Source organism: Acidovorax sp. DMC1 (assembly GCF_056314325.1).
On record NZ_JBQUYO010000011.1, the window covers coordinates 142,838 to 168,536 of the forward strand.

The 25,699-nt window shown below is 65.8% G+C and carries 23 protein-coding genes; 11 read left to right on the forward strand and 12 right to left on the reverse strand.

What is annotated here, in order from left to right; translation table 11 throughout:
* The first annotated feature begins 7 nt into the window (after positions 1-7).
* Positions 8-763 (forward strand): ribosome biogenesis GTP-binding protein YihA/YsxC, encoded by a 756-nt coding sequence (gene yihA / locus ACT531_RS20215; protein WP_260666368.1) that lies wholly within the window; start codon positions 8-10, stop codon positions 761-763.
* Positions 764-813: 50 nt separating this feature from the next.
* Complete coding sequence (locus ACT531_RS20220) at positions 814-1,722, forward strand: alpha/beta fold hydrolase (protein WP_476018571.1); 909 nt, start codon at positions 814-816, stop codon at positions 1,720-1,722.
* A 48-nt stretch (positions 1,723-1,770) separates the two neighbouring features.
* On the opposite strand, the gene ACT531_RS20225 is transcribed toward ACT531_RS20220, so the two are convergent.
* Positions 1,771-2,652, reverse strand: a complete 882-nt coding sequence (locus ACT531_RS20225) for a lysophospholipid acyltransferase family protein (RefSeq protein WP_476018572.1) — start codon at positions 2,650-2,652, stop codon at positions 1,771-1,773.
* Positions 2,649-3,512, reverse strand: coding sequence for a lysophospholipid acyltransferase family protein (locus tag ACT531_RS20230; RefSeq protein WP_476018573.1), 864 nt, complete (start codon positions 3,510-3,512; stop codon positions 2,649-2,651). Before ACT531_RS20230 ends, ACT531_RS20225 begins: the two co-directional genes overlap by 4 nt.
* A gap of 132 nt (positions 3,513-3,644) precedes the next feature.
* Between ACT531_RS20230 and metK the strand changes: the two genes are divergently transcribed.
* The 3 genes from metK (at position 3,645) to ACT531_RS20245 (ending at position 6,050) form a co-directional block, all read left to right on the forward strand.
* Positions 3,645-4,826, forward strand: coding sequence for a methionine adenosyltransferase (gene metK / locus ACT531_RS20235; RefSeq protein WP_476018574.1), 1,182 nt, complete (start codon positions 3,645-3,647; stop codon positions 4,824-4,826).
* A gap of 541 nt (positions 4,827-5,367) precedes the next feature.
* Positions 5,368-5,553 carry a DUF1328 domain-containing protein gene (locus ACT531_RS20240; protein ID WP_010462162.1) on the forward strand — a complete coding sequence of 62 codons (186 nt, stop codon included), beginning with the start codon at positions 5,368-5,370 and terminating at the stop codon, positions 5,551-5,553.
* A gap of 38 nt (positions 5,554-5,591) precedes the next feature.
* Positions 5,592-6,050: a hemerythrin domain-containing protein gene (locus tag ACT531_RS20245; RefSeq protein WP_476018575.1), complete on the forward strand. Its 459-nt coding sequence runs from the start codon at positions 5,592-5,594 to the stop codon at positions 6,048-6,050.
* 24 nt (positions 6,051-6,074) lie between these two features.
* Here ACT531_RS20245 and ACT531_RS20250 read toward each other — a convergent pair whose 3' ends face one another.
* Both ACT531_RS20250 and ACT531_RS20255 read right to left on the reverse strand, forming a co-directional pair.
* On the reverse strand, positions 6,075-7,316 hold the full coding sequence (locus tag ACT531_RS20250; RefSeq protein WP_015012641.1) for a diguanylate cyclase: 1,242 nt from the start codon (positions 7,314-7,316) through the stop codon (positions 6,075-6,077).
* 159 nt (positions 7,317-7,475) lie between these two features.
* The gene (locus ACT531_RS20255; protein WP_476018576.1) at positions 7,476-8,153 is read right to left on the reverse strand and encodes an NUDIX hydrolase; all 678 of its coding nucleotides are present in this window, start codon (positions 8,151-8,153) and stop codon (positions 7,476-7,478) included.
* Between the two features lie 174 nt (positions 8,154-8,327).
* Here ACT531_RS20255 and ACT531_RS20260 point away from each other — a divergent pair, with 174 nt between their 5' ends.
* From ACT531_RS20260 to ACT531_RS20275, 4 genes are all read left to right on the forward strand, one after another.
* On the forward strand, positions 8,328-9,170 hold the full coding sequence (locus ACT531_RS20260; protein WP_476018577.1) for a cysteine hydrolase family protein: 843 nt from the start codon (positions 8,328-8,330) through the stop codon (positions 9,168-9,170).
* 45 nt (positions 9,171-9,215) lie between these two features.
* Complete coding sequence (gene pncB, locus ACT531_RS20265; protein WP_476018578.1) at positions 9,216-10,415, forward strand: nicotinate phosphoribosyltransferase; 1,200 nt, start codon at positions 9,216-9,218, stop codon at positions 10,413-10,415.
* 4 nt (positions 10,416-10,419) lie between these two features.
* Entirely contained in the window at positions 10,420-12,120 is a 1,701-nt protein-coding gene (locus ACT531_RS20270; protein ID WP_476018579.1) for an NAD+ synthase, read from the forward strand.
* A 96-nt stretch (positions 12,121-12,216) separates the two neighbouring features.
* Complete coding sequence (locus ACT531_RS20275; RefSeq protein ID WP_476018580.1) at positions 12,217-13,266, forward strand: bifunctional nicotinamide-nucleotide adenylyltransferase/Nudix hydroxylase; 1,050 nt, start codon at positions 12,217-12,219, stop codon at positions 13,264-13,266.
* A 53-nt stretch (positions 13,267-13,319) separates the two neighbouring features.
* Here the strand turns inward: ACT531_RS20275 and ACT531_RS20280 are convergent, their stop codons facing one another.
* The 7 genes from ACT531_RS20280 to ACT531_RS20310 form a co-directional block, all read right to left on the reverse strand.
* Positions 13,320-14,843, reverse strand: a complete 1,524-nt coding sequence (locus tag ACT531_RS20280; RefSeq protein WP_476018581.1) for a methyl-accepting chemotaxis protein — start codon at positions 14,841-14,843, stop codon at positions 13,320-13,322.
* A gap of 120 nt (positions 14,844-14,963) precedes the next feature.
* Positions 14,964-16,220, reverse strand: coding sequence for a Zn-dependent hydrolase (locus ACT531_RS20285; protein ID WP_476018582.1), 1,257 nt, complete (start codon positions 16,218-16,220; stop codon positions 14,964-14,966).
* 26 nt (positions 16,221-16,246) lie between these two features.
* Positions 16,247-17,698 (reverse strand): dihydropyrimidinase, encoded by a 1,452-nt coding sequence (hydA, locus tag ACT531_RS20290; RefSeq protein ID WP_476018583.1) that lies wholly within the window; start codon positions 17,696-17,698, stop codon positions 16,247-16,249.
* A gap of 81 nt (positions 17,699-17,779) precedes the next feature.
* Positions 17,780-19,237, reverse strand: a complete 1,458-nt coding sequence (locus ACT531_RS20295) for an NCS1 family nucleobase:cation symporter-1 (protein ID WP_476018584.1) — start codon at positions 19,235-19,237, stop codon at positions 17,780-17,782.
* Positions 19,238-19,458: 221 nt separating this feature from the next.
* A complete protein-coding gene (gene preA / locus ACT531_RS20300; RefSeq protein WP_015012632.1) occupies positions 19,459-20,772 on the reverse strand; it encodes an NAD-dependent dihydropyrimidine dehydrogenase subunit PreA in 1,314 nt (437 codons plus the stop codon).
* Positions 20,773-20,815: 43 nt separating this feature from the next.
* Positions 20,816-22,165, reverse strand: coding sequence for an NAD(P)-dependent oxidoreductase (locus ACT531_RS20305; RefSeq protein ID WP_476018585.1), 1,350 nt, complete (start codon positions 22,163-22,165; stop codon positions 20,816-20,818).
* Positions 22,165-22,314 (reverse strand): hypothetical protein, encoded by a 150-nt coding sequence (locus ACT531_RS20310; RefSeq protein ID WP_291445432.1) that lies wholly within the window; start codon positions 22,312-22,314, stop codon positions 22,165-22,167. The genes ACT531_RS20305 and ACT531_RS20310 overlap by 1 nt, the downstream gene beginning before the upstream one ends.
* A gap of 182 nt (positions 22,315-22,496) precedes the next feature.
* Between ACT531_RS20310 and ACT531_RS20315 the strand changes: the two genes are divergently transcribed.
* Positions 22,497-23,204, forward strand: a complete 708-nt coding sequence (locus tag ACT531_RS20315) for a TetR family transcriptional regulator C-terminal domain-containing protein (RefSeq protein ID WP_476018586.1) — start codon at positions 22,497-22,499, stop codon at positions 23,202-23,204.
* 89 nt (positions 23,205-23,293) lie between these two features.
* Here ACT531_RS20315 and ACT531_RS20320 read toward each other — a convergent pair whose 3' ends face one another.
* Positions 23,294-24,673, reverse strand: a complete 1,380-nt coding sequence (locus tag ACT531_RS20320; RefSeq protein WP_476018587.1) for a sigma-54 interaction domain-containing protein — start codon at positions 24,671-24,673, stop codon at positions 23,294-23,296.
* 362 nt (positions 24,674-25,035) lie between these two features.
* Here ACT531_RS20320 and petA point away from each other — a divergent pair, with 362 nt between their 5' ends.
* Entirely contained in the window at positions 25,036-25,662 is a 627-nt protein-coding gene (petA, locus tag ACT531_RS20325) for a ubiquinol-cytochrome c reductase iron-sulfur subunit (RefSeq protein WP_476018588.1), read from the forward strand.
* Positions 25,663-25,699: the final 37 nt, after the last annotated feature.

A 25,699-nucleotide genomic window follows, 5' to 3' on the forward strand; every position in this document is an offset into this window, starting at 1 on the left:
ACTCCCCATGACGACACCCCCCTCTGCGCCAGTTGCTGGCTCTCTCCCGCCCGCACCTGACGCCAAAATCGCCATGGGCTGGATGCACACCGCCAGGTTCCTCACCACGGCGGCGCAACTGCACCACCTGCCGCCCATCGACGTGCCCGAAATCGCTTTCGTGGGCCGTTCCAACGCGGGCAAATCCACCTGCATCAACACCCTCACCCAGCAAAAGCAGCTGGCGTTTGCCTCCAAAAAGCCAGGGCGTACCCAGCACATCAATCTGTTCTCGCTGGGCAAGCAGGGGGTGATGGACGCCGTGCTGGCCGACTTGCCCGGCTACGGCTACGCCGCCGTTTCCCGCTCGGACAAGGTGCGCTGGCAGCAGGTGATGGTGAATTACCTGGTCAGCCGCCCCGGCCTCACCGGCATCGTGCTGCTGTGCGACCCCCGCCTGGGCCTGACCGAGCTGGACGAGGCGTTGCTCGAAGTGGTGCGCCCCCGCGTGGAAGAAGGGCTCAAGTTCCTCATCGTGCTGACCAAGGCCGACAAGCTCACGCGCGCCGAACAGGCCAAGGTGCTGTCGATTACGCGACTGCACGCGGGTGGCGGCGAGGTGAAGATGTTCTCGGCCCTCAAAAAGCAAGGGGTGGATGAAGTCGCCCAGTTGCTGTGGCAGTGGGCGCACCCGGTGAAGCCCCTCGCCGAAGAGCCCCCTGCTGCTGCTGACAGCGTCAGCCCCACTCAGCCGTCATCCACCGGCGAATCCGAGTCCAACTAGCTGCAAGCGCAATCGTTTCATGCGCTGGCAGCTACAAAATGCATAGCGTCATGATCCAAGATTGCCTTGTTGACCTCCCCCACGGAATCACCCTGCACTGCCGCGTGAGCGGCATCCCCGGTCGCCCGGTGCTGTTGTTCCTGCACGGATTCCCCGAAGGGGCTTTCATCTGGGATGAACTGCTGCTGCACTTTGCCCGCCCCGAGCACGGCGGCTACCGCTGCGTGGCGCCCTACCTGCGGGGGTTTGGCCCGTCCAGCAGCCCGCAGGCGGTGGATGCGTACCGCGCCAAGCACCTGGTGCAGGACCTGGTCGCGCTGATCGCCCACGAATGCCCCGGCAGTGCGCTGGAATGCCTGGTGGCCCATGACTGGGGCGGCGCCGTGGCATGGAACCTGGCCAACCAGCAGCCACAACTGATGAAGCGCCTGGCCATCATCAACTCGCCCCACCCCGGCGCCTTTGTGCGCGAGCTGTCGCACAACGCCGCCCAGCAGGCGGGCAGCCAGTACATGCATTTTTTGTGCAGGCCCGATGCCGAGGCCCTGCTGGCCGAAGACGACTTCCGCCGCCTGTTTGCCTTTTTCAACGCCCCGGACGGCAGCGCCCCAGCATGGCTGACCGACGAGGTGCGCGCCCAGTACCGTGCCCTGTGGCAACAGGGGTTGCATGGTGCCTGCAACTACTACCGGGCCAGCCCCATCCGCCCGCCGCGCGAGGGCGACCCCGGCGCCCAGGCCATCACCCTGCCCGAGTCGATGTTGACGGTGGATGTGCCTACGCTCGTGCTCTGGGGCATGGACGACCCCGCCCTGCTGCCCGGCTTGCTGGACGGCCTGCCCGGCTGGATCCCCCGGCTGCAGGTGCAGCAGGTGGAGCAGGCATCACACTGGGTCGTACACGAGCACCCTGAGCGCGTGGCCGTGGAGCTCCAGCGTTTTTTGCTATCCAAACAATAGCTATCAGCGCATGATTTACTAGCGCATCAAGCCATTTTTGCTGATATTTCAGCGGGAATACACGGAGGGCTCGCCCTCCGGGCGGGTCTTGAAGCGTTTGTGCACCCAGTAGTACTGCTCGGGCATGGTGTCGATCACGGCCTGCAGTTCGCGGTTCATACGGGCCGTGTCGGCCTCGGCATCGTCGGTGGGATAGTTGGACCAGGCGGGCGAAACCTCGGCCACGTACCCGGTGGGCGTCATGCGCGAATACACGCCCACCACCTTGGCGCGGCCCAGCCGCGCAAACCGAGACAGCGACGGAATGGTGGCCGCCGTCACGCCATAGAACGGCACAAACACCGAATCGTTGCGGCCGTAGTCCATGTCGGGCAGCAGGTACAGCAAGCCGCCCTTGCGCAGGCTGGCAATGATGGGTTTGACGCCGTCCGAACGGTTGAGCATGCGCACATCGCCAAAGCGCTGGCGCCCCGCCATGAACCAGGCATCCACCGCTGGATCGGGGTGGGTGGCAAAGATGGAGGTGAAAGCACGGCTGCTGCGCAGCGGCAAGGCCAGCCCCCCCGCGTCCATGCCGTAGAAATGCGGCGCAAACAAAATGGTGGGCGTGTCGCCCTCCAGCTCGTGCACCGCTCCCGTCAGGCGCACACGCTGCTCCACCACCGAACGCGGCGCGGCCCACAGCCAGCTGCGGTCCAGCCAGGTCTGACAAAACGCGACAAAACTGGCCCGCGCCACGGCGCGGCGGCGCGCTTCGGTCCAGTCCGGGAAACACAGCGCCAGATTGCGCAGTGCCACCTTGCGGCGGGGCGCCACCAGCACAAACGCCACTTGGCCCAGCAGCCAGCCCATGCCGCGCAACACCGGCAGCGGCAGCAGCGCCAGCACCCGCATGAACCCCACACCCAAACGCCCTGTGAGGCCCTTCATGCTGCGCCCCCTGCGGCCGGCTCCGCCGCAGCAGCCTCGCCACGCGGCTGCTTGTAGCGGCCGTAGCCCCACAGGTATTGCTCAGGGCATTGGCGGATGAGATGTTCCATGGCCTGGTTGATCTGCAGCACGGCCTGGTCCATGTCGGCGGACAGCGGAGCGGAGAGTGGCTCGAAATGCGTGACATAGCCACGCCCCCAGGGCAGGCGCTCGCAGCGCGCCAGCACCACGGCCGCGCCGGTCTGCTGCGCCAAGCGCACGGCCAGGGTCATGGTGTAGGCGTCACGCCCAAAAAATGGCGCCCACTGGCCCTGCCCCTCGGGTGGCACCTGATCAGGCAGCAGGCCCACGGCCTCGCCCCGGCGCAGGGCCTTGATCATCTGGCGCACACCCGCCAGCGTGGTGGGCACGGCCAGCATGCCGGGGCGGTTGCGGGCGGTCTCCATCACCTTGGCCAGCCAGGCCTGGCGCGCCGGACGGTACAGCACGGTGATGGGGCCACGCTCCGCGCTCCAGCGCCGCGCTGCGGCCTGGGCCGAGAGTTCAAAACAGCCCTGGTGCGGGGTCAGAAACACGATGCCGCGACCGGCGGCGTAGGCCTGCTCCACACAGGCTTCGCCGGTGAGTGCGCAGGGCATCGTCGCGCCCATCCACAGGCGTGGCAGTTCGGCCACCATGCGGCCCGCATGGGCCACGGCAGCGCGCACATCGCCAAACCCATAGCCCGCCAGCGCCGAGTTGGCGAGAAACCGGCGCCGATAGGTGGGAGACGCCACAAACGCCACCCAGCCCATGGCGGCGCCCATGACGTGCAGCAACCACAGCGGAAATACGGAAAAGAATCGGAAGACGACTGGCATTAAAATAACTGGGTCGCTGAGTTAAATGAGCAACTTGCAGGGCGACGTTAAAAAAATCTGCTAAAGCGTTCGCCAGATCTCCTTCGGGGTGAGGGCAACGCCCCAAATGCCGGAACACAGGAGTTTATTCAAATGGCGAACGACTTTCTCTTTACCTCGGAATCCGTCTCCGAAGGCCACCCCGACAAGGTGGCCGATCAGATCTCGGACGCGATTCTCGACGCGATCTTCAAACAAGACCCCCGCAGCCGCGTCGCCGCTGAAACGCTGACCAACACCGGCCTCGTGGTGCTGGCGGGCGAAATCACCACCAACGCGCATGTGGACTACATCCAGGTGGCGCGCGACACCATCAAGCGCATCGGCTACGACAACACCGACTACGGCATCGACTACAAGGGCTGCGCCGTGCTGGTCGCCTACGACAAGCAGAGCAACGACATCGCCCAGGGCGTGGACCACGCGAGCGACGACCACCTGAACACCGGCGCTGGCGACCAGGGCCTGATGTTCGGCTACGCCTGCGATGAAACGCCCGAGCTGATGCCCGCGCCCATCTACTACGCGCACCGCCTCGTCGAGCGCCAGGCCCAGTTGCGCAAGGACGGTCGCCTGCCCTTCCTGCGCCCTGATGCCAAGTCGCAAGTGACGATGCGCTATGTGGACGGCAAGCCCCACAGCATCGACACCGTGGTGCTCTCCACCCAGCACCACCCTGACCAGAGCGAGACGCAAACCAAGATGAAGGCCTCGTTCACCGAAGCCATCATCGAAGAGATCATCAAGCCCGTGCTGCCCAAGGAATGGATCCAGGACACGCGCTACCTGATCAACCCCACCGGCCGCTTCGTCATCGGCGGCCCTCAAGGCGACTGCGGCCTGACTGGTCGCAAGATCATCGTGGACACCTACGGCGGCGCCTGCCCCCACGGCGGCGGCGCGTTCAGCGGCAAGGACCCAACGAAGGTGGACCGCTCGGCCGCCTACGCTGCCCGCTACGTGGCCAAGAACATCGTGGCCGCCGGCTTGGCGCGCCAGTGCCAGATCCAGGTGGCTTACGCGATTGGCGTGGCCGAGCCGATGAACATCACGGTCTACACCGAAGGCACGGGCGTGATCCCCGACGACCAGATCGCGAAGCTGGTGCGCGCACACTTCGACCTGCGCCCCAAAGGCATCATCCAGATGCTGGACCTGCTGCGCCCGATCTACGAAAAGACCGCCGCCTACGGCCACTTCGGCCGCGAAGAACCCGAGTTCAACTGGGAGAAGACCGATAAAGCTGCTGCGCTGCGCGCTGCAGCCGGGCTGTAAAGCCCGCCGCGCGAATTGCGCGGTATCGGTCTTCGGGCGTGGTTCATATCGCGTCAGCGATGTGAACGCAGACCAAGGTACGGATAAGGCTATAAGCCCTCCGCGCATCGCGCGGCTTTCCGTACGTGGACGAAGCTCATATCGCGCAGCGATGTGAGCGCAGGCCAAAAGACCGATAAAGCTGCGGCCCTTCGGGCAGCAGCCGGGCTGTAAGCCCGCCGCGCTGACAGCGCGGTATCGGTCTTCGGGCGGAGTTCATATCGCGCAAGCGATGTGAACGCAGACCAAGGTACGGAGAAGGCTCATATCGCCCAGCGATGTGAGCCCAGACCCAAACACCGTCAGAGCCGCCCCGCCTACCAAGCCGCAACGCCCCGCGTTGCGGCTTTTCTTTTGGCGCTTCACCCAGCCCGCCAGCGGCACTCTCCTACACCTGCCGCCCGCCTGCGCTGACGGCGCACCTCACCGCCCACCGGTATCGTTCCTGCACACCTTCCGCAGCCTCGAGCTGCCTCAACATCCACTGCAAGGAGCGACCACCATGCTGAAGTACGCCATCATTTTTGCCCTGATTTCCCTCGTGGCCGGGGCCCTGGGTTTCAGCGGGGTTGCCGCAGGCGCGGCGGGCATCGCCAAGGTGCTGTTTGTGCTGTTCCTGGTAATTGCCGTGGTTTTTGTGGTGCTGGCCGCCATCGGCGTGGGCGCCGCGCGCAAGGTGCTCAAGTAAGGCCACGCGCCGCCCGCCACACCACTGCGCAGCCCACCATGACTGATACCACCAACATCTTCGAAGCCCTGCGCGAAAGCCACGAGCGCCAGCGCGCGCTGTACAGCGCACTCACCAACACCAGCGGCGACACGCCGGAGCGGCGCGATCTTTTCGATCAGCTCAAGAAGGAACTCGCCGCCCACGCCCAGGCGGAGGACCGCCACTTCTACATCCCGCTGATGGCGCACGACGCAGGCATTGATCTGTCGCGCCACGCCATTTCCGAGCACCACCAGATCGATGAGCTGGTGGAGTCGCTCGAAGAAACCGAGCCTTCCAGCCCTGCGTGGCTGCCACTGGCCAAGAAGCTGGCCGAGAAGGTAGAGCACCACCTGAAAGAAGAAGAGCATCGCTTCTTCCAGATGGCGGGCAAGCTGCTGACGGAAAAGCAGAAAACCGCGCTGGCGGCTTACTACCGGACGGATTACGAAGAAGCCCTGGCCGCGACGGCCTGACGCCTAACGTCCAGCGCCCGCAAATTAGGCGGCGTCTTCGGCCTGGACCACGCAGTTGCGACCGCTGGACTTGGCTTTGTAAAGCGCCGTATCCGCACGCTTGATCAGGGCGTGGCTGTCTTCCTTGTGGTCCCAGGTGGCTACGCCAAAGCTGGCACTGACATGGCCCACGGCGTCGAATGGCACACCCGCGATACGGGCCCGCACCGCCTCGGCCATGGCCATGGCGGCGTCCACCGGGGTTTCCTTGAGCAGGATGATGAACTCCTCGCCCCCAAAACGCGCAGCGCAGTCGGACGAGCGCAGCAGTTCGCGCACGCGCAGCGCCGTGTTCTTCAGCACCACATCGCCCGAGTCATGCCCGAAGGTGTCATTGATGCGCTTGAAAAAGTCGATGTCGAACATGACGACCGACAGCTGGCTCTTCTTGACCCGCGTCTCGGCCATGTCGGCCTCAAGCCGTTCGAAGAACCGGCGGCGGTTGACCAGGTCGGTGAGGAAGTCCTTGGTGGCCAGGTCTTCCAGCTTGCTGTTCAGCCGCGCCATGGGCTCAATCACCAGCGACGACAGCGAGAGGTTCAGGCCGACAAACAACAGCACAAAGCTGCCCACCAGCGCTGCCATCACGGTGTTGAAGGTCTGGCGCGCTTTCTCCAGCGGGAAGTACATCGGCACCTTCACCACCTGGATGCCCACGGTTTCGTTCATGCCCCAGCCAAAGCCGTTCTTGTCGCCATAGACCTTGAGCATGGTGGGGGGCGCCACGGCGGGCGTGCTGTGGCAAGCCATGCACTGGGGCTGCTTGATGGTGATGGGGCGGGCCACGTACATCGCACGGTGCATGCCCTCGCCCACCTCGCCCGTCACTTCTTTCTTGAGGTCAGCGCGGCCTTCGCGGAAGTCGCTGATGATGCGCTCTTCCCATTCGTTGGCGCGGTCCCGCAGGTTGGTGGGGTTGAGCACCGCTTCCTTGTACTCGTAGCCCGGAAACCGGTTTTGCAGCCGGCGCAGCGTCTCGGTGGCGGCATAGGCGGGCACGGTCTGCGGCAGGAATTTCTCGGCCAGCGTCACATCCAGGTGCGGCTTGACCAGCTCGGTGGTGTAGTCGCGGATGGCCATGGCGGCGTGCATCATGATCTGCGAGTTGTGCTGCACCTCCTCGATGGCCGATTGCTGCAGGAAGCGGTGCACATAGGCGCCCGCGCCCAGCACCGCGAGCAGCAGCACGCCCGCCAGCACCAGGTTGAATTTGAGCCGCAAAGACATGGTTCTCCCTCAGGTCCGGCGCAGGGCCGGTATTTCAATGAGGCAGTCCTGGCGCCGGAGCACCCGACCGCGCGCGACCACCGTTCGTGGAACACAAAGTTTGCGTTTGTGCCAGATTTGGGCGCGGTGGTCCAATCTTTTGTGCGCGTGGAGCCCGCGCTACAGCCCTCTGGCACTGAGCGACAGCTGCCGACGAAAGGTCGGGCGCACCCGGTACAGCTGCGCGGGGCGGTGTGCGCCGCCCGTCTGCAACGCGCCGGGCACAGGCTCCAGCATGGCCAGCTCGTCCACCTTGCGGCGAAAGCTCACCTTGTTGACTGGCTCGCCCAGTACCGCTTCGTACACCGCCTGCAGCTGCGGCAGCGTGAACGGCTCGGCACACAGGTGCACGGGCAGCGACGAATACTGGCTTTTGCTGCGCACGCGCAACACAGCCGTGTCGATGATCTGCCGGTGGTCGAAGGGCAGCGGCGGCAGCGCGTCCACTGCCACCAGTTCCACCCGCCCCCCGGCCTGCGCCAGCACGGTGGCAGGCACCAGGGCGCAATAGGCCACGGCCACCGACCAGCCGCGCGGGTCGCGCACCGCACCGGTGAAGGTGGCCAATTGCTCCAGGTACGGGCTTTCGAGCCCGGCCTTGTCACGCATCACCCGCGCGGCACTGGCCTGGGCGTCCACATCGTCCTGTGCATGGATGTAGCCGCCGGGCAGCGCCAGCGCCTGGGCAAAGGGCTCGCGCTCGCGGCGCACCAGGGCCACCTTCAACGTGGCCTGCTCCAGGGTCAGCAGCACCACGTCCACGGTACAGATCACGGCGGGAATGTTTTCGATGGTCACGGGGCTTTAGTTCATTGCAACTTTGAACGAACAAGGCTACCACCAAGCCAGTCCACAGGAAAGCAGCTCGATTCAGCCATTACCGTTCTCATCTGAAACATCGGCTTGCAAATTACTTAGTTGCAAACTTGATCTAACAAAAATACACTGCAGTCACAGCGAAGGAGAAAGACCATGGCCACCCGCACCACCCAGCTTCTGGTGATCGACCCCCAAAACGATTTTTGCGACCTGCCTGCCAGCCACTGCCCCGCAGGCCACGCGCCCAGCCTGCCCGTGGCGGGCGCCCACGCCGACATGCAGCGCCTGGCGGCCTTCATTCGCACCCAGGGCCATCAGCTCGACGCCATCACCGTCACGCTCGACTCGCACCAGCGCTTCGACATCGCCCACCCCGGCTTCTGGCAGACCGGCGCGGGGGCAGAGGTGGCGCCCTTCACCCCCATCGCCGCCGCCCAGGTGCGTGCGGGCGACTTCATGCCGCGCGATGTGGCCGCCCTGCCCCGCACGCTGGCCTACCTGGACGCACTCGAAGCCCAAGGCCGCTACACGCTCATGGTCTGGCCCGTGCACTGCGAGGTGGGCAGCTGGGGCCACGGCATCCACGCCGATGTGCTGGCCGCCTGTGGCGACTGGCAACTGCAGCGCCAGCGCGCCGTGTGCAACGTGTTCAAGGGCACCAACCCCTGGACCGAGCACTACAGCGCCATCGAGGCCGAGGTGCCCGATGCGGACGACGCCAGCACCGCGCTCAACACCCCCCTGCTGCAGTCGCTGGGCCAGGCCGATGTACTGCTGATCGCGGGCGAGGCCAGCAGCCACTGCGTTCGCTCGACCACCGAACACATCGTGCAGCACCTGCCACGCCTGGTGCCCGGCTGGCAGGCCAGCCGCATCGTGCTGCTGACAGACGGCATGAGCCCCGTGGCGGGATTCGAAGCGCAGCACCAGGCGTTTCTGGACGGGATGCGCACGGCCGGTGCGCAACTGGCATCCATGAGCGAAATCAGCCTGTAGCGCTTTTACTTCTTACCCTGGCAGCTATCCATTCAGGAGCAAATCATGGCCCCCGTCATCACCAGCCTGCTCGACACCGACCTCTACAAGTTCACCATGTGGCAAGCGCTGCTGCACCGGCATCCACAGACGCAGAGCGAATACCGCTTTGTCTGCCGCAACCAGCCGATTTACCCGCTGGCAGAGCTGCTGCCCGAGGTGAACGCCGCGCTGGACCACCTGTGCACCCTGCGCTTCAGCGAAGACGAGCTGGCCTACCTGCGCGGCCTGCGGTTCATCAAGAGCGACTTCATCGACTTTCTGCGCATCTTCCAGTTCCAGCGCAACTTCATCCGCGCCTGGGCCGAGGGCGATCAGTTGCACATCGTGGCACAGGGCCCGCAGGTGCATGTGATGGGCTTTGAGATCTTTGTGCTGGCCATCGTGAACGAGCTGTACTTTCGCCGCTTCGATGCTACTGCCGCTCTGGCCAGCGGCTGCGAGCGACTGGCGGCCAAGGTGCAGCAGCTGCAGGACCTGGCGCAGCAAGCCACACTGCGCCACCCCTTCGAGCTGTTCGACTTTGGCCTGCGCCGCCGCTACAGCGGTGCGTGGCAGCGCGAGGTGGTCAAGACCTTTGCAGAACAAGCGCCGCAATGGTTCAAGGGCACCAGCAACGTGCTGCTGGCGCGCGACCTGAACCTGGTGCCCATCGGCACCATGGCGCACGAGTACTTGCAAAGCTACCAGGCGCTGGGCGTGCGCCTGCGCGACTTTCAAAAGGCGGCGCTCGAAGACTGGGTGCAAGAGTACCGGGGCGACCTGGGCATTGCGCTGACCGACACCGTGGGCATGGATGCCTTCCTCGCCGACTTTGACCTGTACTTCGCCAAGCTGTTCGACGGCCTGCGGCACGACTCGGGCGACCCGGTGGCCTGGGGCGAGAACGCGCTGGCCCACTATGCCAAGCTGCGCATCGACGCGCACACCAAGCGGCTGGTGTTCTCCGACGGCCTCACACTGACCAAGGCGCTGGTGCTGTACCGCCACTTTGGCGACCGCACGCAGCTGGGCTTTGGCATCGGCACTCACCTCACCAATGACATGGGGGATGCCCCGGAGATGAAGCCGCTCAACATCGTGATGAAGCTGGTGCGCGCCAACGGGCAGCTGGTCGCCAAGCTGTCGGACACACCGGGCAAGACGCTGTGTGACGATGAAACCTACCTCGCCTACTTGCGCCAAGTCTTCAACGTGAAGGACTGACACCATGCTCCGCATCACCATCGCCCAGCTCAACCTCACCGTCGGCGACATCGAAGGTAACGTGGCCCGCATGGTGGCCGCCGCGCAGCAGGCCGCCCGCGAGCAGTCCGACCTCATCGTGTTCAGCGAACTCGCGCTGTGCGGCTACTACCCCGGTGACATGCTGGACGAGCCGCCCTTCCTGCAACGAGTGCAAGACGGCCTGGCGGCGTTGCAGAAGGCATCGGCCGAGCTGCCCGCGCTGCACTGGGTGGTGGGCGCGCCCACGCCCGCCACAGGCCCGGGCAAGCGCCTGCACAACAGCCTGCTGGTGCTGCAAGGCGGCGCCGTGCGCCTGCAATACGCCAAGCAGCTGCTGCCCACCTACAACATCTTTGACGAACGCCGCCACTTCGAGCCCGGCCCGGACGTGGCCAAGGTGCTGCGCATTGGCGGCACGCAGGTGGGCCTGCTGGTGTGCGAGGACGGCTGGAACGACCATGGCACCGACTACGCCACCAACCCCTTCGAGCGCCTGCGCGACGCTGCGCCCGATCTGGTCATCAGCATCAACGCCAGCCCGAGCCACGTGGGCAAGCGCGAGCAGCGGCACCAGATCTTCGGGGGTTCGTCGCGCCGCCACGGCCTGCCCATCCTGTACGTGAACCAGGTCGGCGGGCACGACCAAGTGGTGTACGACGGCGCATCGTTCGCGGCCGAACCCAAGGCAGGCATCGTGTTCGAGGCGCCGCGTTTTGTGGAGGACCTGCGCACGCTGCGGTTTGCCAACGGCCACTTCCTCACCGCCGACGGCCGGGCGCCAGCGCGCGTGCCAGCCGAGGGCCTCCCCACCATGGAGTTCTACCGCCAGCAGATCCTGCTGGGCCTCAAGGACTACGCACGGCGCTGCGGCTTCAAGCAGGTGGTGGTGGGGAGCTCGGGCGGCATCGACAGCGCACTCACGCTGGCACTAGCCGCGCAGGCACTCGGCCCCGAGAACGTGGTGGGCGTGACCATGCCCTCGCGCTACTCCAGCAGCGGCTCGGTCGATGACTCGGTGGCGCTGTGCCAGAACCTCGGCGTGAAGCTGCACACCCACCCGATTGCCGAGCTGGTGGCGGGGTACGCGCAGCAGTTCGAGGGCAGCTTCGGTCAGCCGCTGCAGGGCCTGCCGCTCGAAAACCTGCAGGCCCGCATCCGTGGCACGGTGCTGATGGAATACTCCAACGCCTTCGGCCACCTGCTGCTGACCACGGGCAACAAGAGCGAAATCTCGGTGGGCTACTGCACGCTGTATGGCGACACCAACGGCGGCCTGGGGTTGATTGGCGACCTCTACAAGACCGAGGTGTTTGCCCTCTCGCGCCATGTCAACGAACAAGCGGGGCGCGAGCTGATCCCGCAGGCCATCATCGACAAGGAGCCGTCGGCCGAGCTGGCCCCGGGCCAGCGCGATGTGGACAGCCTGCCGCCCTACCCCGTGCTGGACGAAGTGCTCAAGCTGCTCATCGAAGGCGAGCGCCTGTCGGTCCCCGAACTGGCCGCCGCACAGGCGTTCGTGGCGCAACTGCAGACCGACGGCGCAGGCCGCGCCCTGGTGCAGCGGGTGCGCATGATGGTGGCGCGCAACGAGTACAAACGCCGCCAGGCCCCGCCCATCCTGCGTGTGCGGCCGCGCGCATTTGGCAGCGGTCGGCAGATGCCCATCGCCGCAAGGTATGTCTGAGCGGAGCCCTTCGGTAGAATTACTATAAAAACAATAGCTGCTTGGGCATGATGGACGAGCGCAAGAGGCCAAAAAACCTCAGAATTCTGGAGACCCATGTACGACACCGCCCTCCTCATCGGCCGCTTTGAACCCGTGCACAGCGGCCACCTTGCCCTGCTGCACGAGGCCCTGCGCATGGCGCCCCAGGTCATCGTGGTGGTGGGCTCGGCCTGGCAGGCCCGCTCGCCCAAGAACCCCTTCACCTGGGCAGAGCGCGAGGCCATGCTGCGGGATGCGCTGCCCCCGGCCGACCGCAGCCGTGTGCGCGTGCTGCCCGTGCGCGACTATTACAACGAAGCCGTGTGGGTGCAGGCCGTGCGCCGCAGCGTGGCGCGGCACACGCAGCCCGGCGACCGCATCGCGCTGGTGGGCCATTTCAAGGACGCGACCAGCAGCTACCTTCGCGCCTTCCCCAGCTGGGCGCTGATCGACCTGCCCCGCCAGGGCAGCATGGACGCCACCACCATCCGCGACGCCTACTTTGGCGCCACGGCCGACACGGTGGACCAAGCCCTGGCGCCACTGGCCGCGCAAATCCCGGCGAGCACGCTGGCCCAGCTGCAGGCTTTTGTGCATACGCCGCACTACGCCGCGTTGCAGGAGGAATGGCGCATGCTGCGCGGCTACCGCCAGGCCTGGTCTGCTGCGCCCTACCCGCCCGTGTTCGTAACGGTGGACGCCGTACTGCGCTGCCAGGACCAGGTGCTGCTCATCCGCCGCGCCCACGCGCCCGGCAAAGGCCAGCTGGCCGTGCCCGGGGGCTTCATCGAGCAGCGCGAAACCGTGTGGCAGTCCTGCCTGCGCGAGCTGGTGGAAGAAACCAACTGCCACCTGCCCGAGGCCACCATGCGCGCCGCGCTGCAGTCGGTGGCCGTGTTCGACCACCCCGACCGCAGCCAGCGCGGCCGCACCATTACGCATGCGCATTACTTCGACCTGGGCGATGCGCCCTTCCCGGTGGTGCAGGCCGACGACGATGCCGCGCTGGTGCAGTGGACGCGCATCGACCAGCTGGCAGGCATGGAAGAGGAATTCTTTGAAGACCACTTCCACATGCTGGACCATTTCTTGGGCTTGACCGGCATGATCACGACCCGGCCCTAACGCAAGAAAAAAGGCAGGGCGAACCCTGCCTTTGCGAACGCTGAGCGCGGGCTTCACGCCACGCGGAACTGCCCCACGGTCTGCGACAGTGCCACGGCCTGCTGGCTGAGCGACTGGGCGGCCGCCAGGGCCTCCTCCACCAGCGCTGCGTTCTGCTGCGTGCTCTGGTCCATCTGCGAGATGGCCTGGTTGACCTGGGCAATGCCCGCGCTTTGTTCGCCGCTGGCGGCGCTGATCTCGGCAACCATGGTGGTGACGCTCTTCACTCCTGCCACCACCTCGCCCATGGTGGCACCGGCCTGTTCCACCAACTGGGTGCCAACACCCACCTTGGCCACGGAGTCATCGATCAGGCCCTTGATCTCCTTGGCTGCGGCCGCGCTGCGCTGGGCCAGGCTTCGTACCTCGCTCGCCACCACCGCAAATCCCCGGCCTTGTTCGCCCGCGCGGGCAGCTTCCACCGCTGCATTGAGCGCCAGGATGTTGGTCTGGAAAGCAATGCCGTCAATCACGCTGATGATGTCCACGATCTTGCGCGAGGACTGGTCAATGGAACCCATGGTGCCCACCACCTGCTGCACCACATCGCCCCCGCGCACAGCCATGTCGGACGCGGCACGCGCGAGCTCGTCGGCCCGCTTGGCGTTGGCCGCGTTCTGCTGCACGGTGGAGGTAAGCTGCTCCATCGATGCAGCCGTCTCCTGCAGCGCACTGGCTTGCGACTCGGTGCGTGCTGACAGGTCGCCATTGCCTGCGGCAATTTCGGAGGACGCGGTGTTGATGGAGTCTGTGCTGTCTCGCACCTGCTTCACCAAGTGCGAGAGGTTGTCGCGCATGGCGCGGATGGCGTGCAGGATGCTGGTGGTGTCGCCGGGCAAGGTCTGCACCTCCACAGCCAGGTTGCCCTCGGCAATCTGGGTCACCACCTCGGCCGCGTACTGCGGCTCGCCGCCGAGCTGGTGCACCAAGGTGCGCAGCATCTGCCAGGCCATCAGCGCCACGATGAACATCAGCACCGCACCGATAGACAGCAGGATGGCGGTGTTGCGCCAGAAGGCGTTTTCGATGTCGTCCACATAGTCGCCAAAACCGATGATCCAGTCCCAGGGCTCGAACTTGATGATGGCGTAGAGCTTGTCCACCGGCTCCTTGGCGCCGGGGCGCGTGCCGGGCGCCGTCACGGTGCCCACCGTCACGCCCTGCAGCGCTGCGCGGTAGCGCACGCCAGCCTCCTTGCCACCCTTTTCATCAACGATGCCGATGCGCTTGGCGTTGGGGTGCACGTAGTTCACGTCGTTCGTGAAGCCCCGGACAAAGAAGTATTTGTCCTTGTCCACGAAGCTGCCGATGGTCTGGGTGGCTTCCTTTATGGCGTCTTCGCGCGAGAGTGCGCCACTCTTTTCTTTCTCGTGCGACTTCTGGGCGGCCGCGTGGGCCAGCACCACCAGGTTGGAAAGCTGCGCCGTGCGCTCTTTCATCATCGACTGGTAGAGCGTGGTCAGCGCCATGGCCGACAGCACGACCAGACCCAGGAGCGTGGCGGCGCACAGCCACAGGATGCGGGTTTTGAGCTTCATGGACCTGCCCTCTTCTCGGAATACGAAATTGAAAGTAACCAGAAGATACAACGCGGCCCATATCCTGTGGGCGTGGTGGCCTAAAAACTGGGTCGCGGAGCCCCGTCTGACCGCGCCAGATCAGGTCCCTGCCCGCTCCAGCATGGCATGCAGCAGCACGTTGCACCCCGCCTGGATGTGCTCGGGCTTGGCGTCCTCGATCTCGTTGTGGCTGATGCCGTCCTTGCAGGGGATGAAGATCATGCCGCTGGGCGCGAGCTTGGCCATGTAGACGGCGTCGTGCCCTGCACCTGAGACGGCGGGCATGTGGCTGTAGCCCAGCTTGGCCGCAGCGCGGCCCACGGCCTCCACGCACTCGGGCTGGAACAATTGCGCGGGGTAGCTGGACACCATCTCGATGTGCACCTGCACGCAATGTTCCTTCGCCACTTGGTCGGCAAAGGCCTTGACCTCGGCGGCCATGGCATCCACCAGTTCGTCTGTGCTGTTGCGCAGGTCGATGCTGAACTTGACCCGGCCCGGAATCACGTTGCGGCTGTTGGGGAACACCTGCACCATGCCCACGGTGCCACGCCCGTGGGGCGGGTGGCGGTGTGCTGCCGCCACCACGTCCTGCATGATGCGCGTGGCGGCCAGCATGGCGTCCTTGCGCAGGGCCATGGGCGTGGGGCCGGCGTGGGCTTCCATGCCGGTGACGGTGCAGTCGAACCAGCGGATGCCCAGCACGCCGCTGACCACGCCGATGGTCTTGTCGTTGTCTTCCAGCACCGGACCTTGTTCGATGTGGGTCTCGAAGTAGGCGCCGATGGGGTGGTCGCCGGGCTCCTGGTCGCCGATGTAGCCGATGCGTTCCAGCTCGCCCTTCACCGTCTTGCCCTCGGTGTCGGTGGCGGCGTAGGCGTGCTCCAGCGTGAAGGCCTTGGCGAACACGCCCGAGCCCATCATCACAGGTACAAAGCGGCTGCCTTCTTCGTTGGTCCAGAACGCCACCTCGATGGGCGCTTCGGTCTCGATGCCGTGGTCGTTCAGCGTGCGGACCACCTCGATGCCCGCCAGCACGCCGTAGTTGCCGTCGAACTTGCCGCCCGTGGGCTGGGTGTCGATGTGGCTGCCGGTCATGATGGGTGGCAAATTGTTGTTGCGGCCGGGGCGGCGCATGAAGCCGTTGCCGATCTTGTCGATGGTGACCGTCATGCCCGCCTCGCGCGCCCAGCGGGTGACGAGGTCACGGCCCTGTTTGTCCAGGTCGGTGAGGGTCAGGCGGCACACGCCGCCTTTTGGCGTGGCGCCGATCTGCGCCAGCTCCATGAGCGAGTCCCACAGGCGCTGGCCGTTGATGCGCAGGTTTTCGATGTTGGGTTTGACTTTGGTATCCATGGTGTTCTCCAGATGCATTGCAGCGGTCAGCGCGCCACCGCCGTGGGTGCCAGGTCCTGCGCGCGCTTTTGCACCGCCTGGAAGTTGGCGCCAAACGCTGGGCGCTTGATGTAACGGCCCTTGCCCTGCTCGGCGCGCAGGTCGCCGTTGGCAAACACCACGCGGCCCTGGCTCACGGTGTGGCTGGGGACGCCGCGCACGGTGCGGCCTTCAAAGATGTTGAAGTCGCCCTTGCTGAACTGGGTCTTGGCAGAGAAGGTCTTGGTGCCTTGCGGGTCCCACAGCACCAGGTCGGCATCGGCGCCTTCTCCGATATAGCCCTTGCGCGGGTAGATGTTGAACAGCTTAGCCGCGTTGGCCGAGGTGATGGCCACGAACTCGCTGGGCGTGAGGCGCCCGGTGTTCACGCCGCCGTCCCACAGCGCGGCCATGCGCTCTTCCACGCCGCCAGTGCCGTTGGGGATCTTGGCGAAGTTCTCTTTGCCCATGGCCTTTTGCGCGGCGCAGAAGGTGCAGTGGTCCGTCGCCGTGGTGTGCAGCTGGCCCGACTGCAGGCCACGCCACAGCGCCTCTTGGTGGCCCTTGGGGCGGAAGGGCGGGCTCATCACATAGGCGGCGGCCTTGGCAAAGTCGGGGTCGCGGTACACGCTGTCGTCCACCAGCAGGTGCCCCGCCAGCACCTCGCCGTACACACGCTGGCCGCGTGCGCGGGCGCGGGCAATGGCGTCGGCCGACTCCATGCAGCTCACATGCACCACGTAGATGGGCACGCCCAGCACGTCGGCAATGGCAATGGCGCGGTTGGCGGCCTCGGCCTCGACCATGGGGGGGCGCGACAGCGGGTGGCCCTCGGGGCCGGTGATGCCCATCTTGGCGACCTCCTGCTGCAGCAGGTAGACCAGCTCGCCGTTTTCGGCATGCACCGTGGGCATGGCCCCGAGTTCGAGTGCGCGCTTGAAGCTGTTCACCAGGGTTTCGTCGTCGCACATGATGGCGTTCTTGTAGGCCATGAAGTGCTTGAAGCTGTTCACGCCTTCTTCCTGCACCAGCGTGCCCATGTCGGCGCGCACCTGCTCGCTCCACCAGGTGACGGCGACGTGGAAGGAATAGTCGGCCGCCGACTTCTCCGCCCAGCCACGCCATTTGCGGTAAGCGTCCATCAGCGGCTCCTGCGGGTCGGGGATCACGAAGTCGATGATGCTCGTGGTGCCGCCCGCCAGCGCGGCGGCGGTACCGGTGAAGAAGTCGTCCATGGTGACGGTGCCCATGAACGGCAATTGCATGTGGGTATGCGGGTCAATGCCGCCGGGCAGCACGTACTGGCCGCTGGCATCCAGCGTCTCTGCGCCCGCAGGGGCCTGGGCCGCGGCATGTTCCCCCACGGCCACGATGCGGCCATCGACGCACAACACATCGGCGCGCTGTTCACGGTCGGCGTTGACCACGGTGCCACCGCGGATCACAAGGGCTTTGCTCATGGGGGGTCTCCTTCAGGGATACGGATCAATTCAAAAAAACGGACCCTGCACTGGCACCAGGCCCAGGCAGGGTCCGGGGCATCACTTCTTCTTGGCCGTCAGGTAGTAGTAGGTGCCGGCCACCGCCAGGCTGAAGAACCAGCCCGAGTCGAACAACGACAGCCAGATGGCAGGCATGCCCGCCTTGTCCACCACGCCCGACACTGCCAGGTAGCCGGGCAGGCAGGGCAGCACGCCCAGTGCAAACGCGATCAGGGCTTGCAGGTTCCAGCCGTTGCTGTACTCATATTCACCGCCACGGCGGTACAGGTCGTCCACCTTCAGTTCACTCTTGCGCACCAGGTAGTAGTCCACCAGCAGGATGCCCGCGATGGCGCCCAGCAGCGTGCCGTAGCCGCCCAGCCAGGTGAACAGGTAGCCGCCCGATGTGGCCAGCAGCTTCCAGGGCATGAACAGCAGGCCGATGCCCGCAGCGATCAGGCCGCCCATGCGGAAGCTGATCTTGGACGGCGCACACTGGCTGAAGTCATACGACGGTGACACCAGATTGGCGGCCACGTTGGTCGTAAGGTTGGCCAGCAAGATCACCAGCAGACCCAGGCCGGCGGCCACGCTGCCCATCTGCGTGAGCAGCCCATCGGGGAACAGCTGGGCCTTGCCGTACAGGATGGCCGAGGCCGAGAAGCCGATCACGCCCACCATGGAGAACAGCGCCATGGGAATGGGCAGGCCTATGGCCTGGCCCACCACCTGGTCCCTCTGCGATTTGGCAAAGCGGGTGAAGTCCGGAATGTTGAGCGCCAGCGTGGCCCAGAAGCCCACCAGGCCCGTGAGCGCCGCCCAGGTCTTGGGGCCGCCTTCGACCACCTTGGCGGGCAGGTTGAAGAGCTGGCCCGAGGGCACCTTCATCATCAGCACCACAACCAGTGCGATGGACGCAATGATCATCAGCGGCGCCGCAATCACCTCCAGCATGCGGATTGACTCCGGCCCCTTCCAGATGAACCAGATGTGCACCGCCCAGAACGCCAGAAAGCACATGAACTGCGAGGTGCTGATGGTCTGTCCATCGGCCGGTCCAGCCAGATTCATACCCAGAATGTTGAGGAAGCCATGCAGCGCCAGCGCGCCAAAGTAGCAGTTGATGGAGAACCAGCCACATGCCACCAGCCCGCGCAGCACAGCGGGCAGGTTGGCGCCTTTCACGCCAAACGATGCACGCGCCAGCACCGGGAACGGCACGCCGTACCGGGGCCCTACGCGCCCGATGAGCACCATGGGCACCAGCACGATGCAGTTGGCCAGGAACACCAGCCACACGGCCATCTGCCAGGTAAAGCCCTGGTCCAGCATGGAGCTGGCCATGGTGTAGGTGGGCACACACACGACCATGCCCACCCAGAGTGCGGCAAAGTCCTTCCACGTCCAGTGTCGCTGCGCGGCGGTGGTGGGGAGCAGATCTTCATTGGCGAGCGTGTTGGATGCATCGCCGGGCATCAGCCCCGCCACATGGGCCGCGCTGCCGGTACTGTTGGTCATGCCTGTACTCCTGTCAAAGACGTCGTTGGGGTTGCACACAACCCGCTGTCTGTTCCAGCGCCCTCACGCTGGCAGATGGCGGGCAAAGGGAAGCGAGCGATGCTAGAGATCACGCAAGAACTGCACCAGATGCAGTGCAGCATGCGTTGCAAATCGGCACCACAACGGGTGCTGCCGCAACGCCTTGCGGGGCCTGTGGCAAACGCACGCAGGGGCACATATCAAGCGGCTGCAGACACGCGCTGCGGGTTGTTGGGGTGCGTGGTCCAGTTGGCGTATTCGCCCGTCACCTTTTTGCCCGTGCGCACATCGACTTCGCCCGGCTCCAGCGCGCGCATGGTGATGCACTCGGGCACGGGGCAGATCGACACGCACAGGTTGCAGCCCACGCATTCGGCCTCGTTGATCTCGAACTTGCGCACGCCGCCTTCTTTGGTGAAGGTGATGGCCTGGTGCGAGGTGTCTTCGCACACCACATGGCAGCGGCCGCACTGGATGCAGGCATCCTGGTTGATGACGGCTTTTTCGATGTGGTTGAGGTTGAGGTTCTTCCAGTCCTTCACCGTGGGCACGGCCTGGCCCTTGAAGTCGTCGAGCGTGGCGTAGCCGTGCTCGTCCATGAAGTTGGACAGCCCATCACACATGTCCTGCACGATCTTGAAGCCGTAGACCATGGCCGCAGTGCACACCTGCACCGTGCCGCAGCCCAGCGCGATGTACTCGGCCGCATCGCGCCAGGTGGTGATGCCGCCAATGCCGCTGATGGGCAGACCGGCGGTCTGTGCGTCGCGCGCAATCTCGGCCACCATGTTCAGCGCAATGGGCTTGACGGCCGGGCCGCAGTAGCCGCCATGCGAGCCCCAGCCATCGGTGCTCGGGCTCATGACCATGCGGTCCAGGTCCACCCCCATGATGGAGTTGATGGTGTTGATGAGCGACACGGCATCCGCCCCGCCCGCCTTGGCCGCGCGCGCCGGGTGGCGCACGTCGGTGATGTTGGGCGTGAGCTTCACGATCACGGGCAGCTTGCTGTAGTGCTTGCACCAGGCAGTGACCATCTGGATGTATTCAGGCACCTGGCCCACAGCTGCGCCCATGCCACGCTCGCTCATGCCATGTGGGCAGCCGAAGTTGAGTTCGATGCCGTCGGCGCCGGTGTCTTCCACCAGCGGCAGGATGTTCTTCCAGCTCTCTTCCACGCAGGGCACCATCAACGAGACGATCATGGCCCGGTCCGGCCAGTTGCGTTTGACGCGCTTGATCTCTTCCAGGTTGGTGTGCAGCGGCCGGTCGGTGATCAGCTCGATGTTGTTCAGGCCGATCACGCGGCGGTCTTGCGACATGAGTGTGGAGTAGCGCGGGCCGTTGACGTTGACCACTGGTGGGTCTTCGCCCAGCGTCTTCCACACCACGCCGCCCCAGCCCGCCTCGAAGGCGCGGGTGACGTTGATCTCTTTGTCGGTGGGTGGTGCGGAGGCGAGCCAGAAGGGGTTGGGACTTTGGATGCCCAGAAAATTGCTGCGAATGTCTGCCATGGGGTGCTCCCGTGAAAACTGGGGTGAAGGGGATCAGGCCACTTCAGGCCATCAGTGCGGCGTGGATGGAGACAGCGGCCACCTTGCCGTGCTCCACCGCCTCCACCGTGAGGTCGCGGCCGCCCACGCGGCAGTCGCCACCGGCCCACACACGTGGCAGGCTGGTCTGGCCTTCGGCATCGGTGGCGATGCGCCCGCCCTCCAGCGCAATGCGGCTGCCCACGGGCTCGGCCACAAAGGTCTGGCCGATGGCCTTGAGCACCATGTCGGCTTCGAGCGTGAAGGTCTCGCCGGTTTCCACCAGCTTGCCGCCGCTCAGTGCCGTGGCCGCGAAGCGCACACCCTTCACCGCGCCGTTTTCGCTCAGCACCTCTTTCGGTGCGGCCCAGTGGCGAATGGTCACGCCGTTCGTCTGCGCCCATTGCTGCTCCACGGCCGATGCCGACATGGCCTCAGCACCCCGGCGGTAGACGATGGTCACTTCTTCGGCGCCCAGCTTGCGCGACTGCACGGCGGCGTCCACCGCCGTCATGCCGCCGCCGATCACCACCACGCGGCGGCCCACGGGCAGGGTGGAGAGGTCGGTGCTCTGGCGCAACTCGGCAATGAAGTCCACCGCATTGCGCAAGCCGGTGGCCGTGGGCTCGGCCACGCCCAGCGCGTTCACACCCTGCAGGCCCAGGCCCAAGAACACGGCGTCGTAGGCGCCCAGCAGGCTGTCGAGCGTGATGTCAGGGCCCAGTTGCTGGCCGGTACGTACTTCGATGCCGCCGATGGACAGCAGCCACTCCACTTCCTTCTGCGCGAAGTTGTTCGTGGTCTTGTAGCTGGCCAGGCCATATTCATTGAGGCCGCCGAGCTTGGGGCGCGCCTCGAACAGCACCAGCTCATGCCCGCGCACGGCCAGGCCATGCGCACAGGCCAGGCCCGCAGGCCCGGCGCCCACCACGGCCACGCGCTTGCCGGTGGCGGCTGCGCGCTGGAACAGGGGTGCACCGGGCTGGGCAAAGAAGGCATCAGTGGCGTAGCGCTGCAGCGAGCCGATCTCCACGGGCTTGTCTTCGTTGGTGTTGCGCACGCAGGCCTGCTCGCACAGCACCTCGGTGGGGCACACGCGGGCGCACATGCCGCCGAGCGGGTTAGCCTCCAGGATGGCGCGGGCCGCGCCCCGGTTGTTGTCCTGCGCAATGCGGTGGATGAACGAGGGGATGTCGATGCCCGTGGGACATGCCGTGGCGCAAGGGGCGTCGTGGCAGTAGTAGCAGCGCTCGGCCTCGATCAGCGCCTGCGCCCGGGTGAGCGGCGGGTGGGCGTCGCCGAAGTTGATGGCGTAGTCGGCCAGGTTCAGGCGTGCGGCATGAATGCCGCAGGCACGGCTTGCGGGTGTATCCATTAGGTTTCCTCCGAGAGGGTGAGGGTGGGGGTCTGGGCGCCCAGGGGGCGGGCAAGCGCACGCCGCGCAGCGTTGGAGCGCCAGCCAGTGGCGCCAACCAATGCGGCACCAGCGTGGATGCTGGTACCCGCAAACTTCGGAGGTTTCATCGTGGTCCTCGCTGTGGGTTGCAGGTGCCCGCTGCTTTGGTGCGGCGGTGCCCTGCGTTGTGGGTCAATTTACCAACCCGTAAAAATTTACCAATTGGTAAAATCCCTACAGCAAACCGCGTGCCAGCCTCCAGCCAGCCAATTGCCAGTTTTCAGGCCCCGGCTTGTTCCACAATGGTGCAATGACTGCAGCCCGCCCGTCCCCTGCCAACTCCGCCCCCCGCCCCCGCAAGGTGGCCCGCCCGCCCGCTCTTGACGAGTCCGTGCCCCGCGCCCCTACAGCATCGCGCTTGCTCAAGGAGCAAGGCATCCTCACCGAGGCGGAGAACCAGTTTGCGCAATTCGGCTTTGAAGGCGCCTCGCTGGAGAGCATTGCCGCCGCCATTGGCATCAGCCGCCACAACCTGCTGTATTACTTCCCGAGCAAGGAGGCGCTGTACCAGCGGGTGCTGGACGATGTGCTCACCCAGTGGCTGGCGGGCATGGAAGACCTGTCACACAGCGACGACCCGCAGCAAGCGCTGCGGCGCTACATCCGCGCCAAGCTGCACTACTCGCGCACGCGCCCCCAGGGTGCCAAGGTGTTCACCAAAGAGGTGATTGCGGGTGCACCACGGTATGGCACGGCCATCACCGAGCGGGTGGCGCCGCTGCTCAAGACCGAGGTGCGCACCTTCGAGCGCTGGGCGCGCGAGGGCCGCATTGCCAAGGTCAACTTCACGCACCTCATGTTCATCATCTGGTCCGTGACCCAGGCCTATGCGGAGCAGGAGGCCCAGTTCGCCCTGCTGCTGGGCAAGCCCGCCCTGACCGAGCGCGACTACGAAAAGGCCGAAGAGCTGATCGTGCGCATGGTGCTGAGCGCGCTGGCGCCCGATGCGGTGGTGTAAGCAGGCACGGCACACCAGACGCTATATAAAAAATAGCTTCTGGCGCAATCAACCTATGCGCCTGGGGCCGATTTCTTCATCTATGGGCGTCAAGTGCCCAAGTCTTTCAGCCGCCGGTACAGCGATCGCTCGCTGATGCCCAGCTGCCGCGCCAGCGCCGCACGGCTGCCCTGGTGGGCTGCCAGAGCCTGTTGCAGGGCCTGGTCGTCCAGCAACCGCCGCTGGCGTGACGACCCGGCCAACGCCGCCGATGCACGCGGCTCCGCTGCGCCCTGCTCCACCCCACTCACGAGCGGCGGCAGGCCGCAGGCAAGCGCTTGCTGCACATGCTCCGCGCCGATGGAGTCGCCATCGCACAGCAAGGCGGTGCGCTCCAGCAGGTTGCGCAGCTCCCGCACATTGCCGGGGTAAGGCTGTGCCTCCAGCAAGGCCAGCGCATTGGCAGACAGCTGCAGCGCCCGGGGCCCGGGCGCAACACGCTCCAACAGCGCACGTGCGAGCAGGGCGATGTCGCCCTGGCGTTCGCGCAGCGGTGGCAGGTGGATGGGAAAAGTGCTCAGGCGGTAGTACAGGTCTTCACGAAAGCGCCCTGCGGCCACCATGTGCTGCAGGTTGCGGTGCGTGGCCGATACCACGCGCAGGTCGGCATACCGCAGCTCGGTGCTGCCCACGCGGCGGTAGGTGCCGGTCTCCAGCAGGCGCAGCAGCTTGACCTGCAGCGGCAGGGGGATGTCGCCCACCTCATCCAGAAACAGCGTGCCGCCGTCGGCCGCCTCCACCAACCCCGGCCGGGCCTGGGCCGCGCCGGTGAACGCCCCTTTCTCATGCCCGAACAGCTCGGACTCGAACAATGCCTCGGGCAGGCTGGAGCAGTCCACGGGCACCAGCGCACGCCGGGCGCGCAGGCTGCCCTGGTGCACAGCATGGGCCACTAGCTCCTTGCCCGTGCCCGACTCGCCCAGCAACAACACCGCAGCCCGCGAGGGCGCCACCCGCGCCACCAGCCCCAGCATCTTCTGGAACGCTAGCGAACGCCCGATGAGCCCCTGCGCCGACGGCACCGGCTGCGCCGCCACCGGCAAAGGCACCATCTTTTCGACAAAGAACCCTGTGGTGCCGTCCGCACCCACCACGGGCGCCAGCTCGATCTGCACATATTCCTCGCCCTGGGCGGTATGGTGCACATGCAGCACGCGTTCGCGTTGCCCCGAGGCGCGCGCCTGCGCCAGCGGGCAGGACTCGCCCGCCTGGTCACACGGCACGCTGGCATGGTGGGACACGGCATGGCAGGTGCGCCCCACCACGCTGCCCTCTGCACCACCTTCCATACCGCCCGCTGCACCGAACTGGCGGCGATAGGCGCTATTCGCAGCCAAGATGCGATAGCGGTCGTCCAGCAGGATGTGTGGATCGGGCAGGCCCTCCAGAAAGGACACCAGTTCGGCGGGCGGCGTGGGAAGACGGGGCATGGCAAAAAAACCTCGGTACAGGCAAAGGCCCTGACGGTGCACCGGTTTCGCCGACGGGCCTTTGATCTATGCCATGGGGACTGCAATGGATGGCAGTTGGCAGCCGATTTGGCAGACTGGGTGGCAGTGAATCCGACCGCCGCCGGGCCTGCGGCGCACCCGCCCACCCGACATCGCGCGCGCAACCCATTGAATTCACGGGGTTTTCATGCAGTGCGTGCCATGGCAGGCCGGTCTTGCGGGTGATGGCACGTCGTTTGCGGTAAAGCATTGCCGCCCGCAGCGTTGCGGGCGGTGGCCGTCACCCCGTCGAGCCCCCTCCCGGAGCCACGGCCAGTCCTACCTCTCTCTGAAAGCACCCCATGGTCCCCCTCCCCGCTACACCCAATGGCTCCCTTTCTGGCACCCAGGGCGATCCCTCCGCAGAGCGTCGGCAGCTGGTGCTGCTGACAGCGGCCACGGGCTGCGTGGCGGCGGCAGGGGTCGCCGTGCCCCTGGTGTCCAGCCTGGCCCCCAGCGAACGTGCGCGGGCCATGGGCGCCGGTGTCGAGGTGGACATCAGCGACCTGGCGCCCGGTGGCGTGAAGACGGTGGAATGGCGAGGCAAGCCCGTGTGGATCATGCGACGTACACCCGAAATGCTGGCCGCCCTGCCCCAGCAGGACTCCGCGCTGGCCGACCCGGCCTCGCGCAAGGACCAGCAACCCGAGCACGCCCGCAACCCGCAACGCTCCATCCGCCCAGAGGTGTTTGTCACGGTGGGTATCTGCACGCACCTCGGCTGCTCCCCCACCGCCGTGCCTGCAGGCACCAGCAACCCCAGCGTGGGCGACCAATGGCAGGGTGGTTTCTTTTGCCCCTGCCACGGCTCCACCTTCGACCTGGCGGGCCGCGTCTTCAAGAACAAGCCAGCGCCCACCAACCTGGAGGTACCGCCGCACCGCTACGTGTCTGACACCCGGTTGCTCATCGGGGACGACGCGACCTGAGCGATGGCAGCCGCCTGGGTCGGCGCATTGCCGGTTC